This window comes from Streptomyces sp. NPDC101165, assembly GCF_044768135.1.
GTDB lineage: Bacteria > Actinomycetota > Actinomycetes > Streptomycetales > Streptomycetaceae > Streptomyces.
Window position 1 is genome coordinate 24,988 of sequence record NZ_JBIWPG010000011.1, and the last position, 24,389, is coordinate 49,376.

Annotated in this window: 24 protein-coding genes; 11 read left to right on the top strand and 13 right to left on the bottom strand. The window is 70.3% G+C overall.

Annotated elements, in window-relative coordinates:
• Window positions 1-6: 6 nt before the first annotated feature.
• Both ACIRVH_RS23805 and ACIRVH_RS23810 read left to right on the top strand, forming a co-directional pair.
• The gene (locus ACIRVH_RS23805; protein WP_403956418.1) at window positions 7-1,008 is read left to right on the top strand and encodes an NlpC/P60 family protein; all 1,002 of its coding nucleotides are present in this window, start codon (window positions 7-9) and stop codon (window positions 1,006-1,008) included.
• Window positions 1,009-1,236: 228 nt separating this feature from the next.
• A complete protein-coding gene (locus ACIRVH_RS23810; protein ID WP_403956420.1) occupies window positions 1,237-1,941 on the top strand; it encodes a phosphatase PAP2 family protein in 705 nt (234 codons plus the stop codon).
• A 68-nt stretch (window positions 1,942-2,009) separates the two neighbouring features.
• Here the strand turns inward: ACIRVH_RS23810 and ACIRVH_RS23815 are convergent, their stop codons facing one another.
• Window positions 2,010-3,569, bottom strand: coding sequence for an FAD-binding oxidoreductase (locus ACIRVH_RS23815; RefSeq protein ID WP_403956422.1), 1,560 nt, complete (start codon window positions 3,567-3,569; stop codon window positions 2,010-2,012).
• A gap of 327 nt (window positions 3,570-3,896) precedes the next feature.
• On the opposite strand from ACIRVH_RS23815, the gene pstS reads away from it, so the two are divergent.
• The 4 genes from pstS to pstB all read left to right on the top strand — a co-directional run bounded on the left by pstS (window position 3,897) and on the right by pstB (window position 8,059).
• Entirely contained in the window at window positions 3,897-5,027 is a 1,131-nt protein-coding gene (gene pstS, locus ACIRVH_RS23820) for a phosphate ABC transporter substrate-binding protein PstS (protein ID WP_403956424.1), read from the top strand.
• A gap of 142 nt (window positions 5,028-5,169) precedes the next feature.
• Window positions 5,170-6,177: a phosphate ABC transporter permease subunit PstC gene (gene pstC / locus ACIRVH_RS23825; protein WP_403956426.1), complete on the top strand. Its 1,008-nt coding sequence runs from the start codon at window positions 5,170-5,172 to the stop codon at window positions 6,175-6,177.
• A complete protein-coding gene (gene pstA / locus ACIRVH_RS23830; protein ID WP_403956428.1) occupies window positions 6,174-7,235 on the top strand; it encodes a phosphate ABC transporter permease PstA in 1,062 nt (353 codons plus the stop codon). The genes pstC and pstA overlap by 4 nt, the downstream gene beginning before the upstream one ends.
• Window positions 7,236-7,282: 47 nt before the next feature.
• Window positions 7,283-8,059 (top strand): phosphate ABC transporter ATP-binding protein PstB, encoded by a 777-nt coding sequence (pstB, locus tag ACIRVH_RS23835; protein ID WP_403956429.1) that lies wholly within the window; start codon window positions 7,283-7,285, stop codon window positions 8,057-8,059.
• Window positions 8,060-8,339: 280 nt separating this feature from the next.
• Here the strand turns inward: pstB and ACIRVH_RS23840 are convergent, their stop codons facing one another.
• The gene (locus ACIRVH_RS23840) at window positions 8,340-9,338 is read right to left on the bottom strand and encodes an anion permease (protein WP_403956431.1); all 999 of its coding nucleotides are present in this window, start codon (window positions 9,336-9,338) and stop codon (window positions 8,340-8,342) included.
• A 7-nt stretch (window positions 9,339-9,345) separates the two neighbouring features.
• Entirely contained in the window at window positions 9,346-9,966 is a 621-nt protein-coding gene (locus ACIRVH_RS23845; protein ID WP_094216994.1) for a DUF47 domain-containing protein, read from the bottom strand.
• A 206-nt stretch (window positions 9,967-10,172) separates the two neighbouring features.
• On the opposite strand from ACIRVH_RS23845, the gene ACIRVH_RS23850 reads away from it, so the two are divergent.
• Complete coding sequence (locus tag ACIRVH_RS23850) at window positions 10,173-10,478, top strand: metal-sensitive transcriptional regulator (protein WP_020940900.1); 306 nt, start codon at window positions 10,173-10,175, stop codon at window positions 10,476-10,478.
• Window positions 10,479-10,518: 40 nt separating this feature from the next.
• On the opposite strand, the gene ACIRVH_RS23855 is transcribed toward ACIRVH_RS23850, so the two are convergent.
• The gene (locus tag ACIRVH_RS23855; protein ID WP_403956434.1) at window positions 10,519-10,692 is read right to left on the bottom strand and encodes a hypothetical protein; all 174 of its coding nucleotides are present in this window, start codon (window positions 10,690-10,692) and stop codon (window positions 10,519-10,521) included.
• A 95-nt stretch (window positions 10,693-10,787) separates the two neighbouring features.
• A complete protein-coding gene (locus tag ACIRVH_RS23860) occupies window positions 10,788-11,657 on the bottom strand; it encodes a hypothetical protein (protein WP_403956436.1) in 870 nt (289 codons plus the stop codon).
• A gap of 144 nt (window positions 11,658-11,801) precedes the next feature.
• Here ACIRVH_RS23860 and ACIRVH_RS23865 point away from each other — a divergent pair, with 144 nt between their 5' ends.
• Entirely contained in the window at window positions 11,802-11,975 is a 174-nt protein-coding gene (locus ACIRVH_RS23865; protein ID WP_403956437.1) for a hypothetical protein, read from the top strand.
• 12 nt (window positions 11,976-11,987) lie between these two features.
• Here ACIRVH_RS23865 and ACIRVH_RS23870 read toward each other — a convergent pair whose 3' ends face one another.
• From ACIRVH_RS23870 to mshD, 8 genes are all read right to left on the bottom strand, one after another.
• Window positions 11,988-12,401, bottom strand: a complete 414-nt coding sequence (locus tag ACIRVH_RS23870; RefSeq protein ID WP_403956439.1) for an NUDIX hydrolase — start codon at window positions 12,399-12,401, stop codon at window positions 11,988-11,990.
• A 19-nt stretch (window positions 12,402-12,420) separates the two neighbouring features.
• Complete coding sequence (locus tag ACIRVH_RS23875) at window positions 12,421-13,542, bottom strand: CHAD domain-containing protein (RefSeq protein WP_403956441.1); 1,122 nt, start codon at window positions 13,540-13,542, stop codon at window positions 12,421-12,423.
• Window positions 13,523-15,877 (bottom strand): RNA degradosome polyphosphate kinase, encoded by a 2,355-nt coding sequence (locus tag ACIRVH_RS23880; protein WP_403956443.1) that lies wholly within the window; start codon window positions 15,875-15,877, stop codon window positions 13,523-13,525. The genes ACIRVH_RS23875 and ACIRVH_RS23880 overlap by 20 nt, the downstream gene beginning before the upstream one ends.
• 222 nt (window positions 15,878-16,099) lie before the next feature.
• Entirely contained in the window at window positions 16,100-16,957 is an 858-nt protein-coding gene (locus ACIRVH_RS23885) for a hypothetical protein (protein ID WP_403956445.1), read from the bottom strand.
• Window positions 16,954-17,967 (bottom strand): ABC transporter permease, encoded by a 1,014-nt coding sequence (locus ACIRVH_RS23890; RefSeq protein WP_403956447.1) that lies wholly within the window; start codon window positions 17,965-17,967, stop codon window positions 16,954-16,956. The genes ACIRVH_RS23885 and ACIRVH_RS23890 overlap by 4 nt, the downstream gene beginning before the upstream one ends.
• Window positions 17,964-18,860 (bottom strand): ABC transporter ATP-binding protein, encoded by an 897-nt coding sequence (locus tag ACIRVH_RS23895; protein ID WP_403956449.1) that lies wholly within the window; start codon window positions 18,858-18,860, stop codon window positions 17,964-17,966. The genes ACIRVH_RS23890 and ACIRVH_RS23895 overlap by 4 nt, the downstream gene beginning before the upstream one ends.
• A complete protein-coding gene (locus ACIRVH_RS23900; RefSeq protein WP_403956451.1) occupies window positions 18,857-19,243 on the bottom strand; it encodes a GntR family transcriptional regulator in 387 nt (128 codons plus the stop codon). The genes ACIRVH_RS23895 and ACIRVH_RS23900 overlap by 4 nt, the downstream gene beginning before the upstream one ends.
• 92 nt (window positions 19,244-19,335) lie before the next feature.
• Entirely contained in the window at window positions 19,336-20,262 is a 927-nt protein-coding gene (mshD, locus tag ACIRVH_RS23905; protein WP_403956453.1) for a mycothiol synthase, read from the bottom strand.
• Window positions 20,263-20,432: 170 nt separating this feature from the next.
• On the opposite strand from mshD, the gene ACIRVH_RS23910 reads away from it, so the two are divergent.
• From ACIRVH_RS23910 to ACIRVH_RS23920, 3 genes are all read left to right on the top strand, one after another.
• The gene (locus ACIRVH_RS23910; protein WP_403956455.1) at window positions 20,433-22,226 is read left to right on the top strand and encodes a bifunctional metallophosphatase/5'-nucleotidase; all 1,794 of its coding nucleotides are present in this window, start codon (window positions 20,433-20,435) and stop codon (window positions 22,224-22,226) included.
• 153 nt (window positions 22,227-22,379) lie between these two features.
• A complete protein-coding gene (locus ACIRVH_RS23915; protein ID WP_403956457.1) occupies window positions 22,380-22,502 on the top strand; it encodes a hypothetical protein in 123 nt (40 codons plus the stop codon).
• 94 nt (window positions 22,503-22,596) lie between these two features.
• On the top strand, window positions 22,597-24,384 hold the full coding sequence (locus ACIRVH_RS23920; protein ID WP_403956459.1) for an ABC transporter ATP-binding protein: 1,788 nt from the start codon (window positions 22,597-22,599) through the stop codon (window positions 24,382-24,384).
• Window positions 24,385-24,389: the final 5 nt, after the last annotated feature.

Consider the following 24,389-nt stretch of genomic DNA (forward strand, 5'->3'; position numbering starts at 1 on the left):
TGAACCGTGCGGAAGGTATGGGTGATCGGTGGGGCGGCTGTCGGGCTCGGGATGGGCTTTGTCATGCTGCTCGTCGTCGGCGTGTACATCGTCGCCGGGAACCTCGTCAACAGCGTGACCACGGGCAGCCGTGGGCTCGCCAAGGGAGCCGTGCCGGCCGCCTACAAACAGCTCGTGCAGCAGTGGGGGAACCTCTGCCCCGCGCTCAGCCCGGCGCTGCTCGCCGCCCAGCTGTACCAGGAGAGCGGCTGGAACCCGACCATCGTCAGTCCGGCCGACGCGCGCGGCATCGCCCAGTTCATCCCGAGCACCTGGGCGACGCACGGCATCGACGGCAACGACGACGGCAAGCGTGACATCTGGGACCCGAATGACGCGATCCCGTCGGCCGCGTCGTACGACTGCGAACTCGCCAAGTACGTCAAGGACGTTCCCGGCAACGTCTCCGACAACATGCTCGCCGCCTACAACGCCGGTGCCTACCGGGTCATCAAGGCGGGCGGCGTCCCGGGCATCAGTGAGACGCAGAACTACGTCCAGCGGATCCGCAGCCTGGAGAAGAGTTTCGCCGCGCCGGTCCGGCGGATCGACCCCACCCGGCAGGCCGCGGGCGCCATCGCCTTCGCCCAGAGCAAGCTCGGCACGCCCTACCTGTGGGGCGGCAACGGCACCGCCGACCAGGGAGGACGCTTCGACTGCTCGGGTCTGACCAAGGCCGCGTACGAGAAGGTCGGCATCACCCTGCCCCGGGTCGCCAACGACCAGTACAACGCGGGCCCGCACCCCTCGCGCGACCAACTGCTCCCCGGTGACCTCGTCTTCTTCTCCGACAATCTCACCGACTCGCGGGCCATCCGGCACGTGGGAATCTATGTGGGCGGCGGGTACATGATCGACGCGCCGCGATCGGGCGCCGTGATCCGGTTCGACCCGGTCGACACCCCCGACTACTTCGGTGCCACGCGGGTCACCGAAGATGGCGCAAAAGCGCTCCCGACCGCGGTGTGAACCGCGTGTGAACCAACCCCCTGAGCTGCGGTGATGAGTCTCTCTTCGATAACGTCTGAGTGATCATTCGGTGGAGAGTGGAACGTATCAATGGGGGCTGTGCGTTCCTGTTGACGTAGCCGAGCGGACGTCAGCGGCAGTGCAGCGGAAGCGGATCTACGAACCACGGGGGGCTGGAGCGACGCACACGAGGTGCGTCCGGGAAAACGACGAAGGGGCCGCAGCACGATGGCTGTACTCGCCGAATCCGGATCGAACCCCGACGTCGACCTGCTCTACGACATCAATGGCCTGGCCAAGGACGCGCCGCACTGGTTCGACCGGGTCATGGAGTTCGTGGGTGAGTACGGACTGCTTCTGGCCATGGTGCTGCTCGTGCTGTGGTGCTGGTGGTCGGTGCGCCGCCGGACCGAGGAGGACGCCGCGTCCTCCGTCGCCGCGCTGGTGTGGGCGCCGCTCGCGGCCGGCATCGCGGTGCTGGTGAACGTACCGATCCGCGGCTTCGTCGACCGCCCCCGCCCCTTCGTCGATCACCAGGGCCTGGACGTCCTGGTCGGCGGCAAGACCGACTTCTCCTTCGTCAGCGACCACGCGACGATCACCATGGCGCTCGGCGTCGGCCTCTTCGTCGCCAACCGCCGCTTCGGCCTCGCGGGCATCGGCCTGGCCCTGCTGGAGGGTTTCTGCCGGGTGTACATGGGCGTGCACTACCCGACCGACGTGGTCGGCGGCTTCGCCCTGGGCACGGCGGTCGTACTGCTCCTCTCCCCGCTGGCCATGGCTCTGCTGACCCCGCTGATGAAGGCGGTCGAGCGGTCGCCGCGGGCGGGGTGGATCGTGCGACGCCGGTCGGCGAGCGGGGCTCAGGAAGATGCGCTGGTGACCGGTGCGCGCCGACCGGTGGAGTCCGAGGAGAAGGACCTGGCTGCGTAGCGCGGCGGGACTGCAACCCCCTGGGGGACCGCAGGCCCGCAGGTCCCCGCGATCCCCGACACCCCCTGTTACAACCCCTGCGCGTAGGAGAAGAACCTCTCCGGGTCGTACTGCTTCTTCACCTTGCCGAGGCGGGTCGCCGCGTCGCCGTAGTACGCCTTGCGCCAGTTCGTCAGCGTCGGGTCGGTGTAGTTCTGGTACGCCGCGCCGGAGGCGTACGGCTTCATCGCGTTGTGGGCCGACGTGAGCCACGCCTGGGCCGAGCTGCCGGAGGAACCCGCGCCCCAGGAGGCTATGTACTGGGCCAGCATGCGGGAGCGGCGGTGGACGAAGGCCGTCGCCGTGGGGCTGACCCGGTTGACCGCGCCGCCGAGGGCCGTGAAGGCGATGCTGCCCCCGCCGCCCCGGACGGAACCGATCTGCCTGAGCAGGGTCTGGATGCCCGCCGAGGACAGGGAGCGGTCGAAGAAGTCGGAGCGGGCCGCGTAGGTCTCCCGGCCCAGGCTGCCCTGGGGCGAGCGGCCGGGGGTGGAGCCCGGCAGGTGGCACTGGGCGTCCGTGGAGAAGGAGGAGCAGCCGGCGTAGATCTCCATCGCCTCCTCGTAGCCGCGGCGGCGCAGCGAGACGGTCCGGGCGTTCGCCCCTGCCTGGTGTGCGAGGCGGTCCACCGCGTTCTGGAGTTCGCCGTAGGTGCCGAGGGAGAAGCAGGCCACGGAGATCGTCGGCGTGCCGCCCGGGGTGTTCGACAGGTGGAGGGAGGACCAGATCTCGTCCGGCTGGCTCGGTCCCCACTCCTGCCAGGCCTTGATCACCGCGGCCGCCTTGGACCAGGACCACGTCATGTACGCGGTCACCGCCTGCGGCGCCGCGTGGGTCTTGAACTGCAACTCGGTGACGACCCCGAAGTTGCCGTTGCCCGCGCCGCGCAGCGCCCAGAAGAGGTCGGAGTGGGAGGTGGCGTTCGCGGTGACCTGGGTGCCGTCCGCCGTGATCACCGTCGCCTGGGTGAGGCTGTCGCAGGTCAGGCCGTAGGCGCGGGAGGCGACCCCGTGGCCGCCGCCGAGGACCAGGCCGGAGACGCCGACCGTGGGGCAGGAGCCCGCGGGTATGGTCACGCCCTTCGCGCCCAGCGCCCGGTAGACGTCGATCAGCTTGGACCCGGCGCCGACCACCGCCGTCCCGCCGCTCACGCGGACGCGGTTCAGCTTGGACACGTCGAGGATCAGCCGGTTGTCGCCCGAGGAGTAGCCGGCGTAGGAGTGGCCGCCGTTGCGTATCGACACGCGTATCCCGTGGGACTGGGCGTACGACAGGGTCGTGCGGACGTCGTCGGCGTGGGCGACATAGGCGACCGCGGCCGGCTTCAGGCCGTCGAAGCGGGTGTTGTACAGCTGGTGGGCCGTCTTCCAGGTCGCGTCCCCGGGGCGCACCAGGGGTCCGTCCAGGTCGCGGGCGAGGGCCGCCCAGTTCGCGGCGGCCGCCTGGCTGGTGGTCTTCAGCGCCGTACCGGAGGATGTCAGGGTGTGCGCCGAGGATCTGGCGGAGGTACCCGAGCCAGTACTGCACCCGGCGAGCGCGGTCGCCGCCAGGGCGGCCGCGCCGCCCGAGATGAACGTACGCCGTTCCATGTGTTCGTCGCCTTTCCTCGGCTCTCCTGGAACGAGACGACGCCATGCGCACAGGGGTTCCAACCGACAGTTTTACGAGTCTCGAATACCAGTCCGGTTAACCTGGTTGTCGGAACCTAGGCGTGCCCTCCCCGTAAGCATTCCGTGACCTCACCGCACCGACGGCAGGGGTTCACCCGCCGTTCACTTCCGGCCATCGGCCGCTTCATCTGATCTGCCTAATTTCGGCCTTACCCGGTGCGAGGGCGGTTCAGGACTGCGCTCACGCACGAAGTGCTTCGCACGCCGCCGACTGCCTGCGGCGGCTCCTGGAAGGAACTCCCGAAAGTGATGCTTCAGCGCAAGAACCGGCTGCGCGCCCTGTCTCTCGGTGCTCTCGCCGTCTCCGGCGCCCTGGCCCTGACGGCGTGCGGCTCCGACGACAACGGCAACAACACGGGCACCGGCAAGCCGGCCTCCTCGGCCAGCGCGGGCTCCATCAAGTGCGACAACGCCAAGGGCCAGCTGCTCGCCGACGGCTCCTCCGCGCAGAAGAACGCCATCGACGCCTGGGTCAAGAACTTCTCGCAGGCCTGTGGCGTGCAGATCAACTACAAGGGTGGCGGCTCCGGTGCCGGTGTCACCGCGTTCACCCAGGGCCAGGTGGCCTTCGCCGGTTCCGACTCGGCGCTGAAGCCCGAAGAGGTCACCGCCTCCAAGAAGATCTGCAACGGCGGCCAGGGCATCGACCTGCCGATGGTCGGCGGCCCGATCGCGCTCGGCTACAACGTCCCGGGTGTCGACAACCTGGTCCTGGACGCCCCGACGCTCGCCAAGATCTTCGACAGCAAGATCACCAACTGGAACGACAAGGCGATCGCCAAGCTCAACCCGGGCGTCAAGCTGCCCAGCCTCAAGATCCAGGCGTTCCACCGCTCGGACGAGTCCGGCACCACGGACAACTTCACCAAGTACCTGATCGCCACCACCCCGGACAACTGGAAGTACTCCGGCGGCAAGGCCTGGCAGGCGAAGGGCGGCCAGTCCGCTCCGCAGTCCGCGGGTGTGGCCCAGCAGGTCAAGCAGACCTCCGGCGCCATCGGCTACTTCGAGCTGTCCTACGTCAAGGACGGGATCAAGGCCGTCTCCGTCAACACGGGTGCCAGCAAGCCGGTCGCCCCCAGCACCGAGAGCGCCACCGCCGACATCGCCGCCGCGAAGGTCGTCGGCACCGGCAAGGACCTCTCGCTCCAGCTGGACTACAAGACCAAGGCCGAGGGCGCCTACCCGATCACCCTGGTCACCTACGAGATCGTCTGTGACAAGGGCAACAAGGCGGACACCCTGCCCGCCACCAAGGCGTTCCTGCGCTACATCGCCAGCGAGGACGGCCAGAAGATCCTCTCCACGATCGACTACGCCCCCGTCCCCGACGAGATCATCGCCAAGGTCCGCACCACCATCGACGGCCTGAGCTGACCTGATCCGAGAGTGCGGCCCGGTTCTCATCGATCCGGGCCGCACCGTCCGGTGCACCGCCGCCCGGAGTCGCACCCCGTACCGTTGGGGAAGCGGCTCCATGGAGCCGCCCACCGCGCGGCTCCGCAGACCGGAGAACCCGATGGACATATCGACGCAGACAACTGACGCATCTCCACCCTCCCCCCAGCCGAAAGCGGGCCAGCACAGGGGCAAGTCCCGCTCCGCGACCCGCGCCGGTGACCGGATCTTCCTCGGTCTGTCGCGCGGCTCTGGCATCCTGCTGCTGGCGATCATGGCCGCGATCGCGGTCTTCCTCGCCTACCGTGCCTCCCTCGCGATCAGCAAGGACCACGGCAACTTCCTGACCACCTTCGAGTGGAACACCAACATCCTCCCGCCGACCTTCGGCATCGCGGTGCTGGCCTTCGGCACGATCGTCTCCTCGGTCATCGCCATGGCCCTCGCGGTCCCGGTCGCGGTTGCCATCGCGCTGTTCATCACGCACTACGCGCCGCGCCGGATGGCCGGCCCCGTCGCGTACGTGATCGACCTGCTCGCCGCCGTGCCCTCCATCGTGTACGGCCTGTGGGGCGCGCTGATCCTCGTACCGCACATGAACGGCCTCTACGGCTGGCTCAACGACTTCTTCGGCTGGACCGGCCTCTTCTCCTGGGACCAGGGCGCCCCGCGCTCGATGCTCACGGTCGGCATCCTGCTCGCGATCATGATCCTGCCGATCATCACCAACGTGAGCCGTGAGGTCTTCCGCCAGGTCCCGCGGATGCACGAGGAGGCGGCCCTGGCCCTCGGCGCCACGCGCTGGGAGGTCATCCGCATGGCCGTGCTGCCCTTCGGCCGCTCCGGCGTGATCTCCGCGTCGATGCTCGGCCTCGGCCGCGCGCTCGGCGAGACGATGGCCGTGGCCACCGTGCTCTCCCCGTCCTTCGACATCCAGGCCAGCCTGCTCAACCCGGGCGGCGGCACCTTCGCCCAGAACATCGCCAGCAAGTTCAGCGAGGCGAACGAGTTCGGCCGCGACGCGCTCATCGCGTCCGGTCTCGTCCTGTTCGTCATCACGCTGCTGGTCAACGGCGCGGCCCGGCTGATCATCGCCCGGCGCGCGGAGTACTCGGGGGCCAACGCATGAGCACCGCAGCCGTCACCGACAAGCGCCCCAGCACCCTGCGCGCCGCCAACCTGCCCAAGTGGTCCCCGTGGGCGATCGCCGCGGGCTCCATCGCCCTGGGCATCGGCATCTCGCTGGCCGCCGGTCTCGACAGCAAGATCCAGTGGGGTCTGATCGCCGCGGTCCTGTTCGTCCTCGGCACGTACGTGATCGCCGCGAGCGTCGAGGGCCGCCGGCAGGCCAAGGACCGCATCGCGACCAGCCTGGTCTGGGTCGCCTTCGTGGTCGCCGTGGTGCCGCTGGTCTCCCTGATCTGGGTGACCGTCGCACGCGGTGTGAAGGTCCTGAACGTCTACTTCCTGACCCACTCGATGGGCGTCGTCGCCGACACCGAACCCGGCGGCGGCATCTACCACGCCATCATCGGCAGCCTGGAGCAGGTCGGCCTCGCCCTCCTGATCGGCGCCCCGATCGGCGTGATGACCGCGATCTACCTCGTGGAGTACGGGCGGGGCAAGCTCGCCAAGTCGGTCACCTTCTTCGTCGACGTCATGACGGGTATCCCGTCGATCGTCGCGGGTCTGTTCATCCTCAGCCTGATGCTCATCTTCAAGATGCAGCCGTTCGGCTTCGCCGGTTCGCTGGCCCTGGCCATCCTGATGATGCCGGTCGTCGTCCGGTCCACCGAGGAGATGCTCAAGCTCGTTCCGAACGAGCTGCGCGAGGCGTCCCTGGCGCTCGGCGTGCCGAAGTGGCGCACCATCCTGAAGGTGGTCCTGCCGACCTCCATCGGCGGCATCACCACCGGCATCATGCTGGCGGTCGCCCGTATCGCCGGTGAGACCGCGCCGGTGCTGCTGCTGGTGTTCGGCAACCCGTTCATCAACAACAACCCCTTCGAGGGTGCGCAGGCTTCGCTGCCGCTGTACATCTACCAGCAGTTCGCGAACAGCGCGGGTTCCGGAGCGGCGTACGACAGGGCTTGGGCGGCATCGCTCACGCTGATCGCCTTCGTGATGATCCTCAACCTGGTGGCCCGGGCGATCGCCCGCTGGAAGGCCCCGAAGACCGGTCGCTGACGCGGCCATACAGCGACCGAGCCTGAATTTCTGGAAGTGAAGTAGACATGGCCAAGCGAATCGACGTAAGCGGACTCACCGCCTACTACGGCTCCCACAAGGCGATCGAAGACATCTCGATGACCGTCGAGCCCCGCTCGGTGACGGCGTTCATCGGCCCCTCCGGCTGTGGCAAGTCGACGTTCCTGCGCACGCTGAACCGTATGCACGAGGTCACGCCCGGTGGCCGCGTCGAGGGCAAGGTGCTGCTCGACGACGAGGACCTGTACGGCGCCGGCGTCGACCCGGTGTCGGTGCGCCGCGAGGTCGGCATGGTCTTCCAGCGCCCGAACCCGTTCCCGACGATGTCGATCTTCGAGAACGTGGCGGCGGGGCTGCGGCTGAACGGCAGCTACAAGAAGTCCGAGCTGAACGAGGTCGTCGAGAAGTCCCTCAAGGGCGCGAACCTCTGGAACGAGGTGAAGGACCGCCTGAACAAGCCGGGCTCCGGTCTGTCCGGTGGTCAGCAGCAGCGGCTCTGCATCGCCCGTGCGATCGCGGTCGAGCCGAAGGTGCTGCTCATGGACGAGCCGTGCTCGGCGCTGGACCCGATCTCGACGCTCGCGATCGAGGACCTGATCGGTGAGCTGAAGGAACGATTCACGATCGTCATCGTGACGCACAACATGCAGCAGGCTGCGCGTGTGTCCGACCGTACGGCGTTCTTCAACCTCGCCGCGGTCGGTCAGCCGGGCCGTCTGATCGAGATCGACGACACCGAGCGGATCTTCTCGAACCCCTCGGTCCAGGCTACGGAGGACTACATCTCGGGCCGCTTCGGCTGAGCCTCCCCAGTCCCCTCGCGGTGCTGCATGGCGGTGCCACCGCGAGGATGCAAGAGGGCCCGCCCCTGGCTCCCGGGGGCGGGCCCACTGCGTTCGGCTTCGGCCGCTGGTTCCGGGGGCTCCGCCCCCGACCCCGCCGGGGCTTCGCCCCTGGCCCCCGGTTTCCCACCCGCCCACCCGACTCGGTCGGCTGAGAAGCGAGGAAAACGAACACCCACCCCCCTCTGTCCCGCTTTTGCGGCGGACCGAGGCTGGTGGGTGTGGTGGGCGAGTCCGTGGGTTACAGGATCGTCAGGTTCATGAGGCCGAAGCACAGGGCCGCCACCAGGGCCGCTGCCGGCATCGTGATGAACCAGCCCATGACGATGTTCTTGGCCACGCCCCAGCGGACGGCGTTCAGTCGCTTCGTCGCGCCGACGCCCATGATCGCGGACGTGATCACGTGGGTGGTCGAGATCGGCGCCTTGAAGATGAACGCGGTGGTGAACATGATCGACGCACCGGTGGTCTCCGCTGCGAAGCCCTGCGGGGGGTCGAGTTCGATGATCTTGCGGCCCAGCGTGCGCATGATCCGCCAGCCGCCCGCGTAGGTACCGAGGGACAGCATGACGGCGCAGACGATCTTCACCCAGACCGGGATCGGGTCGCCGTACGTCTCGTGGCCGGAAATCACCAGTGCCATCACCACGACGCCCATCGTCTTCTGGGCGTCCTGGAGACCGTGACCGAGGGCCATACCGGCCGCCGAGACGGTCTGGGCTATCCGGAAGCCACGCTTGGTCTTGTGCGGGTTGGACCTGCGGAACAGCCACAGGATCGCCGTCATGACCAGGTAGCCGACGAGCAGACCGACGATCGGCGACAGGAACATCGGGATGACGACCTTGTCCAGGACGCCGTTCCAGAGCACCTCCGTGCCGCCCGCCAGCGCCGCCCCCACCAGACCGCCGAAGAGGGCGTGGGAGGAAGAGGAGGGCAGGCCGAAGTACCAGGTGACGAGGTTCCAGACGATCGCGCCGAGCAGGGCCGCGAAGAGGATCCCCATCCCGCGCGAGCCCTGGGGCGTCTCGATCAGGCCCTCGCTGACCGTCTTGGCGACCCCGGAGCCCAGGAAGGCACCCGCGAGGTTCATCACCGCGGCCATGGCGAGCGCCGCCCGCGGGGTCAGCGCCCGCGTCGACACCGACGTCGCGATCGCGTTCGCGGAGTCGTGGAAACCGTTCGTGTACGTGAAGAAGAGCGCGACCGCGATGGTCACGACCAGAGCGAGGGTGTCCATCGACGCCTCAGGACTCCTTGACGGCGATGGTCTCCACCGTGTTCGCCACGTGCTCGAACGCGTCCGCGGCCTCTTCCAGGACGTCCACGATCTGCTTGAGCTTGAGCACCTCGATCGCGTCGTACTTGCCGTTGAAGAGGTGGGCCAGCAGCTTGCGGTGGATCTGGTCCGCCTGGTTCTCCAGACGGTTCACCTCGATCCAGTACTCGGTGAGGTTGTCCATCGTGCGCAGGTTGGGCATCGCTTCGGCCGTCAGTTCGGCAGCGCGCGCCAGTACCTCGATCTGCTGCTCGACGCCCTTCGGCAGCTCTTCGACGTTGTAGAGGACGACGAGGTCGACGGCCTCCTCCATGAAGTCCATGATGTCGTCCAGGGACCCGGCGAGGGAGTAGATGTCCTCGCGGTCGAACGGCGTGATGAACGAGGAGTTCAGCTGGTGGAAGATCGCGTGCGTGGCGTCGTCACCTGCGTGTTCCGCGGCCCGCATACGCTCTGCGATCTCGGCCCGGGCAGACGCGTCCGCCCCGAGCAGTTCCATCAGGAGTTTCGAGCCGGTGACGATGTTGTCCGCGGATGCGGCGAACATGTCGTAGAAGCTCGTCTCCCTGGGGGTCAGACGAAAGCGCACGTGTGGTCCTCGGGGTGCTTCGGTTTCGGTCAGGCTGATGCTAGGCGCAACATCCGGCCACGGCTATCGGGTCGTCCCCCAGTGTCACCCATCGGGCATGTTGATCAGCACGGGGGCGTACCAAGGGCCCTTTACCCAGCAAAATTCGTTACCATATACCCACCAGGGGTATATTTCCTCAGTTCGTCCCGAGATGGAGGCCCGCGATGACGACGACCGAGGCCGGCGCCACGCACGGTTACCACAAGCAGAAGGACGAGCACCTCAAGCGGCTCCGCCGGATCGAGGGGCAGATCCGCGGTCTGCAGCGCATGGTCGACGAGGACACCTACTGCATCGACATACTCACCCAGGTGTCCGCCTCCACCAAGGCCCTCCAGTCCTTCGCCCTGCAGCTGCTGGAGGAGCACCTGCGGCACTGTGTCGCGGACGCGGCCCTCAAGGGCGGCGACGAGATCGACGCGAAGGTGGACGAGGCCACGAAGGCGATCGGCCGGCTCCTGCGCACCTGACCGGAACCGGCAGGGCGTGGTCAGGGCCGGCAGGTCCTGATCAGACCTCGGCGGACTCCCGTTCCTCGGCCACCCGCAGCACCTCGTCGATGGTCTCCAGGCTCAGCCGGTCCTCGGCGGCCGAGGCGGCGATGATCAGTTCTCCGCACAGCTCGATCTCGGCGAGGGCCACGTAGTCCTGAACTGCCGTACCGCCGACCGGAGCCACGTGCATCACCTCTTCTCAACCGTCACCGACTTCCTAGAGTAGGGAGCGGTCTACACACCGCGCATGGCACGGACGGGCTAGTCCGTGGGTGGCGACCCGGGCTAGTGCGCCGACTGGTTTTCGGCCCCGCTGTCGGCGATGCGGCCCGCGTAGATGTCCTTCGGGCTCGGCAGGCGCACGTCCACGGGGGCGCCGAAGTCGTACAGCAGGGTCGTCGAGGCGACCGCCACGGCGGTCTTCTCGCGGCCGTTGACGAAGCTGAAGTGCTGGCGCAGCTTGCGGATGCGGCCCTCGTCGTCCAGATAGGCGTCGAACGGAACCTCGGCCGTGGCGAACCCTTTCGCTGCCGCTGCCAGGGACGCCCGGTCGTCGGCCGAGGCGCGCCTCGACGCGTCGGACAGATCGGCCGTCCCGCGGTAGTGCCGCACCCGGGTGCCGCCGACCTCCGTCCGCCCCACGTACGTCGCCGTACGCGTCCCGCGCAGCACCTCGGCGGCGGCGTACGGGTCCGTCACGCCGCCCGTGACGAGGTTGCCGTCGGACAGGCTCGCGGTCTCCACCCGCACCCACTTGTCGGCGGGCACCCCCGCACCCCGGTTCTTCATGAACAGGGCGCCGGGGGCGAGGAGTTCGGTGATGGGCCGGTGTTCGGAGGCGCCCGCGGGGTCCTCCGGCAGGATCACGGTCAGCTGTCCGAGCCGGCGCCGGTAGTCGTAGACGCCCCTGCCGCGGATGGTGACCCGGGTGCCGCCGGTCGCCATCTCCATGGACGTGGTGGCCTTGGAGCTGCCCGCGCCGCGCAGGGTGTCGGCGGCCCGCTGCAGGGCGGTCACGGGGTCGCCGCCCGCGCCGTTCACGCCCTCGGCCGCGGCTCCGCTGCCGGAACACCCCGTGGCACCCATGCCGAGCCCGACCATGATTCCCGCCGCGACGACCGTCCTGCCCGCGCGCCTCTGCTGCCGCCGATCCATCGCCTGCCTACCCCCAGCCGGTACGTCCGTCACGGGCCCCCTGTCGTTCCGGTTAACGACGAGTAGGGAGTGCCGTCACGCGCTGCCGAAGGCTGGGAAAGGGCATACAAACGCTTTAACCGGGATGTCGGTAACGTTGTCGGCGTGGCGCAGCAGGAGGGGCCGGAGCGACTCCGGCAGGGGCAGGAACACCTCACGACGACGACCGAGCAGGGACGCTTCTGTGTCGCCCGCTGCTCCTGCGGCTGGCGCGGCCCGGCCCGCCGGGCGCGCAGCCAGGCCAGAACGGACGCGGCGGGCCACTCGGCGACCCTGTGAAGGCCCCGGCCGCTACCGGTGCTCGAACTCCCGGACGAGGGTGTCCACGAGGTCGCGGTCGCGGGGCTGGGTCAGCCGGCCCCGGGCCGCGGTGGGGGAGAGCCACAGGATGCGGTCCACCTCGCTGTTCGGGGTGAACCGCCCGGAGACCGCCTCGGCCGCCCAGTAACGCACCTGCTTGGGGCGGCCGTTGGCCAGGTAGTGCAGGGTCGGCAGCTCGTTGCCGGGCTCGGCGGTGTAGCCGGTCTCCTCGGCGACCTCGCGCAGGGCACCCGCGAGCGCGTCCTCACCCCGCTTGAGCTTGCCCTTCGGGTGGGACCAGTCGTCGTACTTCGGCCGGTGGACCAGACAGACCTCCAGCTCGCCGTCCACCGGCGAGCGGCGCCACAGCACGCAGCCCGCCGCCAGGACCAAGGTGTCGTTCACACCGCCTCCTCGGGAGGGTTCAGGGTGCGTTGACCGTCTGCTTCTGCCACGCCTGCTGGAAGGCGAACCGGGCCGCCTCCACCTCGTGCCGCTGGTCGGCGTGGAGCACGCCGAGGGCGTACGCCGTCGCCGGTGCGATGCGGGGCGTACGGGCCGCCTGCGCGGCCGCGGCCGCCGCCTCCGAGGCGTCCCGGTGCCGGTTCAGGGCCTGGCCCGCGGCCAGCAGCCGTACGTCCACGGGGGTGCTGCCTCCGCACAGCACCTCGAGGGCGTAGCGGTGCAGGCGCAGCAGCAGGCGGACCTGGTGCCAGGGGCCGTCCTGGGGGTGCGGGGACGGGTCCGGGGACAGGCCGTGGACCAGGGCCTCCGCGTTGTAGGGGTGGCCGGCGGTGAGCAGGGGGAGCGCGGCGATGGCGTCCGTGAGGCGCTCCTCGGCGGCGGCCGCGAGGGGGCGCAGCCCGGTGGTGGCGGCGGCCGGGGTGAGGGGGACCTCGCTGGCGAGTACGGCGACCTTGTCGGCGACGGCGTGGAAGCGGCTCGATCCGAGGGCCTGGAGCGCCGTGGAGTGGGCGCGGGTCCGGGCCAGGGTCAGCTGTCGTTCCAGCAGGGCGCCTGCTTTGGCCGCGCCCACGGTGAGGTTGCCGCGTTCCACGGTGGGCGTCGGGCGGGCCGGGCCACCGGCGTTGGACGGCGCTGCTGCCCCCACTCGTGCCACTGGGGCGGCACGAGTGGGGGCAGTCGGGTCGCCGACGCCCACCGTCGTCACCTGCGCGGGCAGCGTCGTGGAGCCCGACAACCGGTGCAGCGCCTGCAACAGCCGTTCCAGGCGGGACTCGTACGCGTGTTCAAGTCCCAATGTGCCGGACAGCCAGGCCAGTTCGGGGCGCATCTCCTCCGACCAGTCCGTGTCGAGGAGCGGGCGGAACGTGTGCAGGCTGCCGCTGATGCGGCGGGCCGAGCGGCGCAGCGCCCGGGCCGCGTCGACGGACTCCACCGCGCCGTTGGCCGCACCGCCGTTCTCCCGGTGCAGGCGCAGCGCGCGGAGGAACTCCGTGGCCTGGGCGCGCAGGTAGCCCGCCAGGGCGTCCCCCGTCACCTCCGTGGCCGTGGGGTCCGTCGGGTCAAGGTGTTGCTGTGCCACGCCGGCGCCTCCGGGCGTCTATGAGCATCTCCTGAACGTTGCGCAGGGGCTGTCCGTCCGCGTCGGTCGCGTGCCGGGTCCACTCGCCGTCGGGGCCGAGGTGCCAGGAAGCGGTGGCGTCGGACATGCCGGTGTCGAGCAGCCGGTTCAGGGCTGCCCGGTGGCCGGGGTCGGTGACCCGGACCAGGGCCTCTATCCGGCGGTCGAGGTTGCGGTGCATCATGTCGGCGCTGCCGATCCACACCTCGGGCTCGCCGCCGTTGCCGAAGGCGAACACCCGGGAGTGTTCGAGGAACCGGCCGAGGATCGAGCGGACCCGGACGTTCTCCGACAGACCCGCGACGCCCGGACGGACGGCGCAGATGCCGCGCACCCAGATGTCGACCGGCACGCCCACCTGGGACGCCCGGTAGCAGGCGTCGATGAGCGCCTCGTCGACTATCGAGTTGACCTTGATGCGGACGAAGGCCGGACGGCCCGCCCGGTGGTGCTGGACCTCCTTGTTGATCCGCGAGATCAGGCCGTCCCGCAGGGACTTGGGGGCGACCAGCAGCCGGCGGTAGGTCTCGCGGCGGGAGTAGCCGGAGAGGCGGTTGAAGAGGTCGGACAGGTCGGCGCCGACCTGCGGGTCGGCGGTGAGCAGGCCGAGGTCCTCGTACAGGCGTGCCGTCTTCGGGTGGTAGTTGCCCGTGCCGACATGGCTGTAGCGCCGCAGCGTCTCGCCCTCCTGGCGGACCACCAGGGACAGCTTGCAGTGGGTCTTCAGGCCGACCAGGCCGTACACGACGTGGCAGCCGGCCTCCTCCAGCCGCTTCGCCCACTTGATGTTGGCGTGCTCGTCGAAGCGGGCCTTGATCTCGACCAGGACCAGGACCTGCTTGCCGGCCTCGGCGGCGTCGATGAGCGCGTTGACTATCGGGGAGTCGCCGGAGGTCCGGTACAGGGTCTGCTTGATCGCGAGGACGTCCGGGTCCTCCGCCGCCTGCTCGACGAAGGCCTGCACGGACGTCGAGAAGGAGTCGTACGGGTGGTGCAGCAGGACGTCCCGGCTGCGCAGGGCCGCGAAGATGTCGGGCGCGGACGCCGACTCGACCTCGGCGAGGTCACGGTGGGTGCCCGCGATGAACTTCGGGTACTTCAGCTCGGGACGGTCGATGCCGGCGATGCGGAAGAGACCGGTGAGGTCCAGGGGACCCGGCAGCGGGTACACCTCGGCCTCGCCGATCTTCAGCTCGCGCACCAGCAGGTCGAGCACCTCGCGGTCGATGGACTCCTCGACCTCCAGGCGCACCGGCGGCCCGAAGCGGCGCCGCATGAGCTCCTTCTCCAGGGCCTGGAGCAGGTTCTCGGCGTCGTCCTCCTCGACCTCCAGGTCCTCGTTCCTGGTCAGCCGGAAGGCGTGGTGCTCCACCACCTCCATGCCCGGGAACAGCTCCTCCAGGTGCGCGGCGATGACGTCCTCCAGCGGGACGTACCGGCCGGGCGCGGCCTCCAGGAAGCGGGACAGCAGCGGCGGCACCTTCACCCGGGCGAAGTGCTTGTGGCCGCTGACCGGGTTGCGTACGACGACGGCCAGGTTCAGGGAGAGGCCGGAGATGTACGGGAACGGGTGCGCGGGGTCCACGGCCAGCGGGGTCAGGACCGGGAAGATCTGGTGCCGGAAGAGCGTGAAGAGGCGCGCCTGCTCCTTCTCGGTCAGCTCGTTCCAGCGGACCAGGTGGATGCCCTCCTCCGCGAGCGCGGGGGCGACGTCCTCGTGGTAACAGGCGGCGTGCCGGGCCATCAGCTCGCGGGAGCGGGCCCAGATCATCTCCAGGACCTCGCGCGGTTGCAGTCCGGAGGCCGATCGGGTGGCGACGCCCGTCGCGATCCGGCGTTTCAGACCGGCCACCCGGACCATGAAGAACTCGTCCAGGTTGCTGGCGAAGATCGCCAGGAAGTTGGCGCGCTCCAGCAGGGGCGTGTTCGGGTCCTCGGCCAGCTCCAGTACGCGCTCGTTGAACGCGAGCCAGCTGCGCTCCCGGTCCAGGAAACGCCCCTGTGGCAGTGGTGCCCCCTCACCCTGCGCTTCCTCGTACGCGTCGAGGTCCGCATCGATGTCGGGCTCGAGGTCGGATACGTTCGCCGCCACGGTGTGGGGCCGGTGCGCGGCGATGGAGCCCACGGAGGGCTGGACGTGCTGGACCTCTGCCTGGGTGTCTTGCTGACTCATGAACCCATTCTTCCGCGCCAGGGGCGAGACAGGCGCGTCGGAACGTGCGGGAGGGAGCTTCACGGTCCCGTTTCCCGCGAGCCCCTCGGGGGGCGGCGAAGGCTCTGGCACGGCGGGGTTCATTGGCTGAGCGTCGCAAGACCGTCTGAATCGATGGTTACGGAGACATGACGTGCGGGATATCGGGGGGCGGCCCGAAGGGGTCCGCGGTGCTCGCGTGACGATCCCGTACGCCCGAAAGTGACGTTCCCGTACCCGCGAGAACGACGGTCCCGTACGTCACTCCCCCCGTGGAAGGGACGTACGGGACCGAAGGGGCGCACGGAGCCTCGGCTCGCCTCGGTGTCAGGCCGCCCGGCGGCGCAGTACCGCGTACGCGGCGGCGGTGGTCAGCGCCGCCGCGGTCAGGACGATGCCGGTCTCCACCCACTGGAGTGCCCAGTAGTGGGACGCGGGGTGGTAGACGGCGAAATAGCCGTCGGCGTTGCGTCCCCAGTTCACGCGCCAGACGTTGTAGGCCAGGTCCGGCTCGCTGGGCGAGGTGCGGGTGACCGCCGGCCACAGGTCGGCGCGGTAGCGGGTGAGCACGAAGTTGAGCAGCCACATCGCGGCGAAGGCGGCGCCGAGGGCGGCCAGGGTGCGGCGCAGCAGCAGCGCGGCGAGCGCGCCGACGGCGAGGGCGCACAGGCCGTACGCCACCGTGAGCGGGCCGCGGGCCACGATGATGTCGCTCTGGTACCAGTGGGTGACGGGGATCAGGTCCTCGTTGGCCGACCAGCTCCAGCGGAACACCAGGACCAGGGCCAGTCCCCCGGCGGCGACGGCCACGGCCGACAGGGCCAGCTTGGCGGTCAGCCAGCGCACCGGGGTGACGCCCTGCGTCCAGGCCAGCCGTGCGGTGCCGGACTCCAGTTCGCGGCCGACCAGCGCGCCGCCCGCGAAGGCGGCGACGGCGAGGAAGGTGTAGCAGATGAGGGTGCCGACCCAGCCGACCGTGTTGCCGTAGTCGAAGCTGTCGAAGGAGTCGACGCACACGTCCACGTGGGCGCAGGCCCGCTCGGCCCTGCGGGTGGCGGGCGCGGTGACCTCGTTCAGGTACACCAGCCAGCCGATCAGGCCGGCGACGACGGCGGCCCAGACCAGCAGGGCGGTGCGGTGCAGCCGCAGCACGGTGCGGGGCAGACCCTGGACGGCGGTGCTCATGCGGTGGCTCCCTCGGCGAGCCGGAGGGCGCCGGTGAGGCGGCGGAGCACGAGGAACGCCGCCCCTGCGAGCAGGCAGGCCAGGGCCAGGACGAAAGCGCCGGTGGCCAGCTGGAGCGGCCAGTGATGCGCGTCGGGGTGGTAGGTGGAGTAGAAGCCGACGGCGCCCCGCTTCTCGAACAGCCGTCGGCAGCCCGCCCAGGTGTCCGCGTTGCAGGGGGGCTCGGGGATGTGGCCGCCGGTGCGCGTGACCAGGCCCTGGTCGACGCTCAGGCCGCCGGAGGAATCGCCGAAGGCGTGCCCGAAGCTCGTCACGCGGGTGACGGTCGGCCACAGGTGCGGCATGAGCCACTGCGCGAGGCCCCACAGGCCCGCGGCGGCGACGACGGCGGTGGCCAGCGCGGGCAGGGCGCGGCGCAGGGCCAGGCCCGCGAGGGCGCCCGCGGCCAGGGCGGCCAGGGCGAGGGCGACGGTGGTGGGGCCGTTGGTCTGGAAGGTCCATACGTCCCACTGGCTCTTGAGCGTATCGACGCGGCCGCGAGCGGCCACCCACGCCCGGTGGTGCAGGAACACCAGCAGGCTCGTCCCCGCGGTGACCACGGCGGCCGGCACGGCCAGCCTGGTCGCCAGCCAGCGGGCCGGGGTGACGCCCTGCGCCCAGGCCAACTGCGCCGTGCCGGACTCCATCTCGCGGCCGGTGAGGGCGGCGCCCGCCCAGGCGCCGACCAGGAGCGGCAGCGCGGCGAGGGAGAGCGTGAGGTAGTTGTACACGTCCTTGTAGCGCAGGATCGCGTCCTGGTCGTAGGCGCACTTCTCGGACCAGTGGCAGGCCTTGTACTGCCGCCAGCCGTTCGCCGCCGCATCGGTGAGCGGCCCCCCGAGCCACAGCAGCAGGGCGGCGCCGAGGAGGACCAGGCCCGCCCAGACGAGCAGCTCCGGCCGGTGCAGGCGCAGGACCCAGCGGGTGAGGTGCGGGCGGCGGACGGCCGCCGGTGTCGTCACTGCGGTCACGCGGCACTCTCCTGAGCGACGGCCGGTGCGGCGCCGAGCGCCGGGGCCTCGGGGTTGCGCAGGTGGGCGAGGACCAGTTCCTCCAGCGAGGGCGTCGAGGTGCGCAGGTCGCCGGGGAGCGGTCCGGACGGGCGGACCAGCGCGGTCAGCTGGCGGCCGGTGACCCGGGACTCGACCACGGTGTGCGCGCTCAGATCGGTCGACTCGGCGGCCCCGCTGACCCTCAGATGGGCGGCGAGCAGGTCGTCGATCTCGCCGGCGAGCCGGATCCGGCCGCCGCCGACCAGCAGCAGGTGGTCGCAGGAGTCCTCCAGCTCGGCCACCACGTGCGAGGACATGACAATGGTGGTGCCGTGCTGCGCGGCCTCGGCCATCAGGGTGCCCATCAGCTCGTGCCGGGCCAGCGGGTCGAGGTCGGCCATCGGCTCGTCCAGCAGCAGCAGTTCGGGCCGCTTGCCGAGCGCGAGGGCGAGGGCGACACGGGTGCGCTGTCCACCGGACAGGGACCGTATGCGGGTCTTCGGGTTCAGGTCGCCGGCGGCCACGACCTGCTCCGCGGTGGCCGCGTCCCAGCGCTCGGGGTTGAGGTCGGCGCCCATCCGCAGCGTCTCGGCGACGGTGAGCTGCGGGTACAGCGGCTTGTCCTGGGCGACGAAGCCGACCCGGGCGCGGGACTCGGCGGGCGTGCTGCCGAGCACGGTCAGCCGGCCCTCGGTGGGCGGGAGCAGCCCGGCGGCGAGCGCGAGCAGTGTCGACTTGCCCGCGCCGTTGGGCCCGACGAGGGCGCACACCCGCCCGGCGGGCAGCCGGAACGCGAAGTCGCGCAGCGCCCAGCCTCCCCTGCGCCCGAAGCGCTTGCCGAGGCCGGTGGCCTCGAGAGCCGTGTCGCTCATGAACCTTCTCCCTGGAAGTGCTTGTCGAGTACGGCGGTGAAGAGAGCCGCCACGTCGTCCCGGTCCAGCCCCGCCTCGACGGCCCGCGCCGCCCACTCGTCCAGCTCCGCCCGCAGGGGGGAGTCGGCCGGGGCGGCGCCCAGGGACCGTCGGACGAAGGTGCCGAGCCCGCGCCGCGCCTCGACCAGGCCCTCCCGCTCCAGCTCGCGGTAGGCCTTGAGGACGGTGTTGGGGTTGATGGCGGTGGCCTCGACGACCTCGCGGGCCGTCGGCAGCCGGTCGCCGGGCTGCAGCAGGCCCAGGCGGAGCGCCTGTTTGGTCTGCTGGACGATCTGGACGTAGGTGGCGACACCGCTGTGCCGGTCGATGCGGAATTCGACCACGCGCTGAACCACCCTTTCACTAATTGAGTAGTGAAAGGGTGGTGCAAGAGAGGGGCGGCCGTCAAGACGGCCGCCCCTCGCGTGGGGTTATGTCACGTTTCGGTGCGGTACATCAGATCGGTCTCGTGCGTGCCGAACCCCAGCCGCTCGTACACCGACACCGCCGCCTTGTTGTCCGCGTCGACGTACAGCATCGCCGTCGGCAGTCCCTGGGCGGCCAGGTGGCGCAGGCCGATCGTGGTCAGGGCCTTGCCGAGGCCGCCGCCCTGCTCGCCCGGGCGGACCCCGAGCACGTACACCTCACCGATCCCCTCCTCGGCGTGCACCTTGGTCCAGTGGAAGCCGACCAGCTCCCCGGCCCGCTCGGCGAGGAAGAACCCGGCCGGGTCGAACCACGGTTCGGCCTTGCGGTCGTCCAGGTCGCGCTGGGTCAGCGAGCCCTGCTCCGGGTGGTGCGCGAAGGCGGCCGCGTTGACGGCGAGCCAGGCCGCATCGTCCTTGCCGGGCTCGAAGGCACGCACGGTCACGCTCTGCGGCAGCACCGGATCGGGCAGCTCCAGATCGGTCAACGACCGCCTCATCTGGCGCAGTTCACGGAACAGGGTCAGTCCGAGCACCTGGGCGAGGTGCCGGGCGGCGGAGTGCCCGCCGTGCGCCCACACCCGCAGCCGCTTGCCCGAGGCGGCGAGCAGCGCCGAGCCCAGCGCCCGCCCGTGCCCGTGCCCGCGATGCGCGGGGTGGACGACCAGCTCGGCGGCCGGCGCCTCCACCGGGTCGGTGTCCTCCAGCTGGGCGTAGCCGATGAGTTCGTCCCCGACGGTCAGCAGCAGATGCGATACGCCGGGGCGGGCGCCGCCGCGCAGCTGCAACCGCCCCTGCTCGGAAACGGACTGCTGCCCGTCGACGCGGGCGGCCTCGGCGAGCAGCCCGAGCACGGCCTCGGCCCGGTCGGGGTCGAGTGCGGAGAGGGTCTCGATGGAGCGGGAGGGGAAGGGCCGTACGGCGTCGTCGCTGCTCATGCGTACGAGGGTACGGGGCGGGCGGGCCGAAGTGCCGACAGCGAAGCACCTAAAGGAATCACCAAAGGGAAACCAGGACGTAACCATGAACCCCCTGTCGCGCTACGCGCGTTGACCCTAGGCTGCGCCGGACCGGCCACTCGCCACAGCCGACCCACAGGGGGGTCCCAATGCCAGCCGTGCCCCGGCGCACCAGACGCCGTACGTACGCTTTCCTCGGCGCGACCGCGGCTCTCGCCACGGCCGCCGCCCTGGCCGCCGCGCTTCCCGCGCAGGCCCACGGGGACCAGGGTCATCACCCGCTGCCGAGCCGCTACCAGGACGTCCAGCTCCTGTCCTTCAACGACCTGCACGGCAACCTCGAACCCCCGTCGGGCTCCGCCGGCCGGGTCACCGAACTCCAGCCGGACGGCACGACGAAGACGATCGACGCGGGGGGCGTCGAGTACCTCGCCACGCATCTGCGCAAGGCCCGTGAGGGGCACCCGTACTCCATCACCGCGGCCGGCGGCGACATGGTCGGCGCCTCCCCGCTGCTGTCCGGTCTCTTCCACGACGAGCCCACCGTCGAGGCGCTCAACAAGCTGGACCTGGACGTCACCTCGGTCGGCAACCACGAGTTCGACGAGGGTGCGCGGGAACTGGCCCGCCTGCAGAACGGCGGCTGCCACCCCACGGACGGCTGTTACAACGACGAGGAGTTCGAGGGCGCGGACTTCCCGTACCTGGCCGCGAACGTCCAGGACGAGAAGACCGGCAAGCCGATCCTGAAGCCGTACTGGGTCTGGAAGAAGCGGGACGTACGGATCGGGTTCATCGGCGTCACGCTCGAGGGCACCCCGAACATCGTCTCCGCGGACGGCGTCAAGGGACTGGCCTTCAAGGACGAGGTCGAGACGATCAACAAGTACGCCAAGGTGCTGCAGCGCCAGGGCGTCCAGTCGATCGTGGCCCTGATCCACGAGGGCGGCTTCCCGGCCTCGGGCGCGTACAACTACAACTGTGACTCCCCGGGTGCGGGCTCCGGCATCTCGGGCCCGATCGTCGACATCGCGAAGAACGTGACCCCGGCGGTCGACGCCCTGGTCACCGGCCACACCCACCAGGCCTACGTCTGCACGGTCCCCGACCCGTCGGGCAAGCCCCGCATGGTCACCTCGGCGGCCTCCTTCGGCCGTCTGTACACCGACACCACGCTGACGTACGACCGCTTCACCGGCGACATCGCGCGTACGGCCGTGAAGTCCGCGAACCACGTGGTCACCCGGGACGTCCCGAAGGCCCCGGACATGACGGACCTGATCTCCCGCTGGAACACCCTGGCGGCCCCCATCGGCAACCGCGCCATCGGCTACATCTCGGCCGACATCGACAACACCGGCACCGAGTCCCCGATGGGCGACCTCATCGCCGACGCGCAGCTCGCCCACGGCCGGGAGCTGGACCCGAGGACCAGCCTCGCTCTGATGAACCCGGGCGGCGTGCGGGCGGGTCTGACCTACCGGGCCAAGGGCGCCGAGGGCGACGGGGTCGTCACCTACGCCGAGGGCTTCACCGTCCAGCCCTTCGCCAACACCGTGAACCTCCAGGACTTCACCGGTGCCCAGCTGATCCAGGTGCTCAAGGAGCAGGTGAGCGGGGCCAACGCGGCGGCCCCGAAGATCCTGCAGCCGTCGGCGGGTCTGACGTACACGCTGGACATGACGAAGACCGGCGCCGACCGCGTGGTCACCGACTCCGTCCGGCTGAACGGCGCGCCGATCGACCCGGCGGCCACCTACCGCGTCGCCACCAACAGCTTCCTGGCGGGCGGTGGTGACGGCTTCCCGACCCTCGGGCAGGGCACCGGTGACCTGGTGGGCGGGGACGACCTGGCCGCGCTGGAGAAGTACCTGACGGCGCACTCCTCGGCCGGCTCGCCGCTCGCGCCTTCGGCGGCGGACCGGATCACCGTCGTGCAGTAAAACCTGTGTGAATAGCACGGTGGTTCCGAAATAGCCCTGAGAATTTCTCTCAGGGCTATTTCATTGAGGTCTCATCGAAATTGGCCTTTTCCTGTTTTCGGGCCCCGTAATGTTTTCCGTGTCGAAACCGAACGGCCCCGAAAGGAAAAGTCAATGTCTTTCCGCAAGATCGCCCCCGTGAAGAAGCACCACAAGCCCGCCCCCGCCCCGAAGAAGCCGGCCCCGAAGAAGCCCGAGCCCGCGCCGAAGCGTCGGCCGGTCGGTGGCAAGGGCTGAGACAGCACGCCGCGAGGCGGGGTCACCCGGTGGTGCGAGGTCGCACCGGTGGCCCCGCCTCGGCCATGTCCACAGCTGTGGAAAGGATGTGTCGATGGTGAGGGAAGCCCGCGAGGCCTTCCGCCGGTTCTGGCCGCTGACCCGCGGGGACCGCAGGTGGCTGGTGGCGATCGTGGCGTGCGTGGTGGTCGCCGCGGTCGCGGAGACCTCGGCGATCCTGCTGTTCGCCGAGTTGACCGACCACGCCCTGAAGTCCGGTTCTCCGGCCGCCTTCTGGGGACCGGCCGGCGCCTGGCTCGGGGTGGCCGCACTCGCCGCGCTGGTCGGGTATGTCGGCAACTCGCTGGCCACCTGGACCGCCGAGAGATTCGTACTGCGGCTGCGGGCGGCCGTCTTCCGGCATGTGCAGGACCTGCCCCCGCATTTCTTCCAGAAGCACCGGCAGGGGGATCTGGTCGAGCGGCTCACCGGGGACGTCGAGTCCATCGAGCATCTGGTGGTGTCGGGTGTGGTGGGGGCCGTCTCCGCCGCCTTCTCCGCCGTTTTCTACGCGTGCGCCGCCTTCTGGCTGCGCTGGGACCTGGCGCTCGCCACGTTCGTCCTCGCGCCCCTGTTCCTGCTCGCCGCCCGCCGCTTCTCCGGCCGTATCCAGCAGGCGTCCCGGGACGAGCGGGCCGCCGACGGCGCGATCACCTCGGTGGTGGAGGAGTCGCTGGGCAACGTCGTGCTCACCCAGGCCTACAACCGGCAGCGGGACGAGGAGCGGCGGCTCGACCGCGAGGCCCGCTCCTGGATGCGGGCCAGTGTGCGCGGGGCGCGGCTGAGCGAGATGTACGAGCAGGTCGTCGAGGTCGTCGAGACGGTGTGCGTGCTCGCCGTGATCGGGCTCGGGGCGTGGGAGATCTCCGCCGGGCGGATGAGCCTCGGCCAACTGCTCGCCTTCGCCGCCTTTCTCGGGTACCTGTACCCGCCGGTCCGCAGCCTCGGACAGCTCGGGCTCACCGTCACCGCGGCCACCGCCGGCGCGCAGCGCATCGGGGAGATCCTGGAGGCCGAGCCCGCCGTCACCGACCCCGCCGAACCGGTGGCCGCGTGGCCGGTGCGCGGATGGGTCGGCTTCCACGGGGTGTCCTTCCGCTACCCGGAGTCCCGCCGCGCCTCTCTGCGGGACGTGAGCCTCACCGCGGGACCGGGCGAGCTGGTCCTGGTCACCGGCGCGAGCGGGGCCGGCAAGTCCACCCTCGCCAAGCTCCTCACCCGCTTCTACGACCCCGCGACCGGCGTGATCAGCCTGGACGGCGTCCCCCTCACCGACGTACCGCTGCACTTCCTGCGCGAGCAGGTCGCCCTGCTGCCGCAGCAGACGCTGATCCTCAACGGCACCATCCGCGAGAACATCGGCTGCGGGCGCCCCGGCGCCACCGACACCGAGATCGAGCAGGCGGCCCGGGACGCGGCGGCCCACGATTTCATCGCCGCCCTGCCCGAGAGCTACGACACGCACATCGCTCCGGGCACGGCAGCGCTCTCCGGCGGTCAGCTCCAGCGCATCGCCATCGCCCGCGCGATGCTCCGCGCCGCGCCGGTCCTGGTCCTGGACGAGCCCACGGCGGGCCTGGACGCGGTGGCCGCCCGTCAGGTCGTACAGCCCCTGCGCCGCCTGATGGCCGGCCGTACGACCATCATGATCACCCATGACCTGAGCCTCGCCCCCGACGCCGACCGCATCCTGGTCGTCGACCACGGTCGCCTGGTGGAGGCGGGTACACACGAGGAGCTGCTGGCCCTGGGCGGCGCGTACGCGCGACTGGCGTCACCGCTGCCGGAGGCGGCCGCGACACCGGCACCGGCACCTGAGGAGACGATGATCCTGCGCTGGTAGGGAGC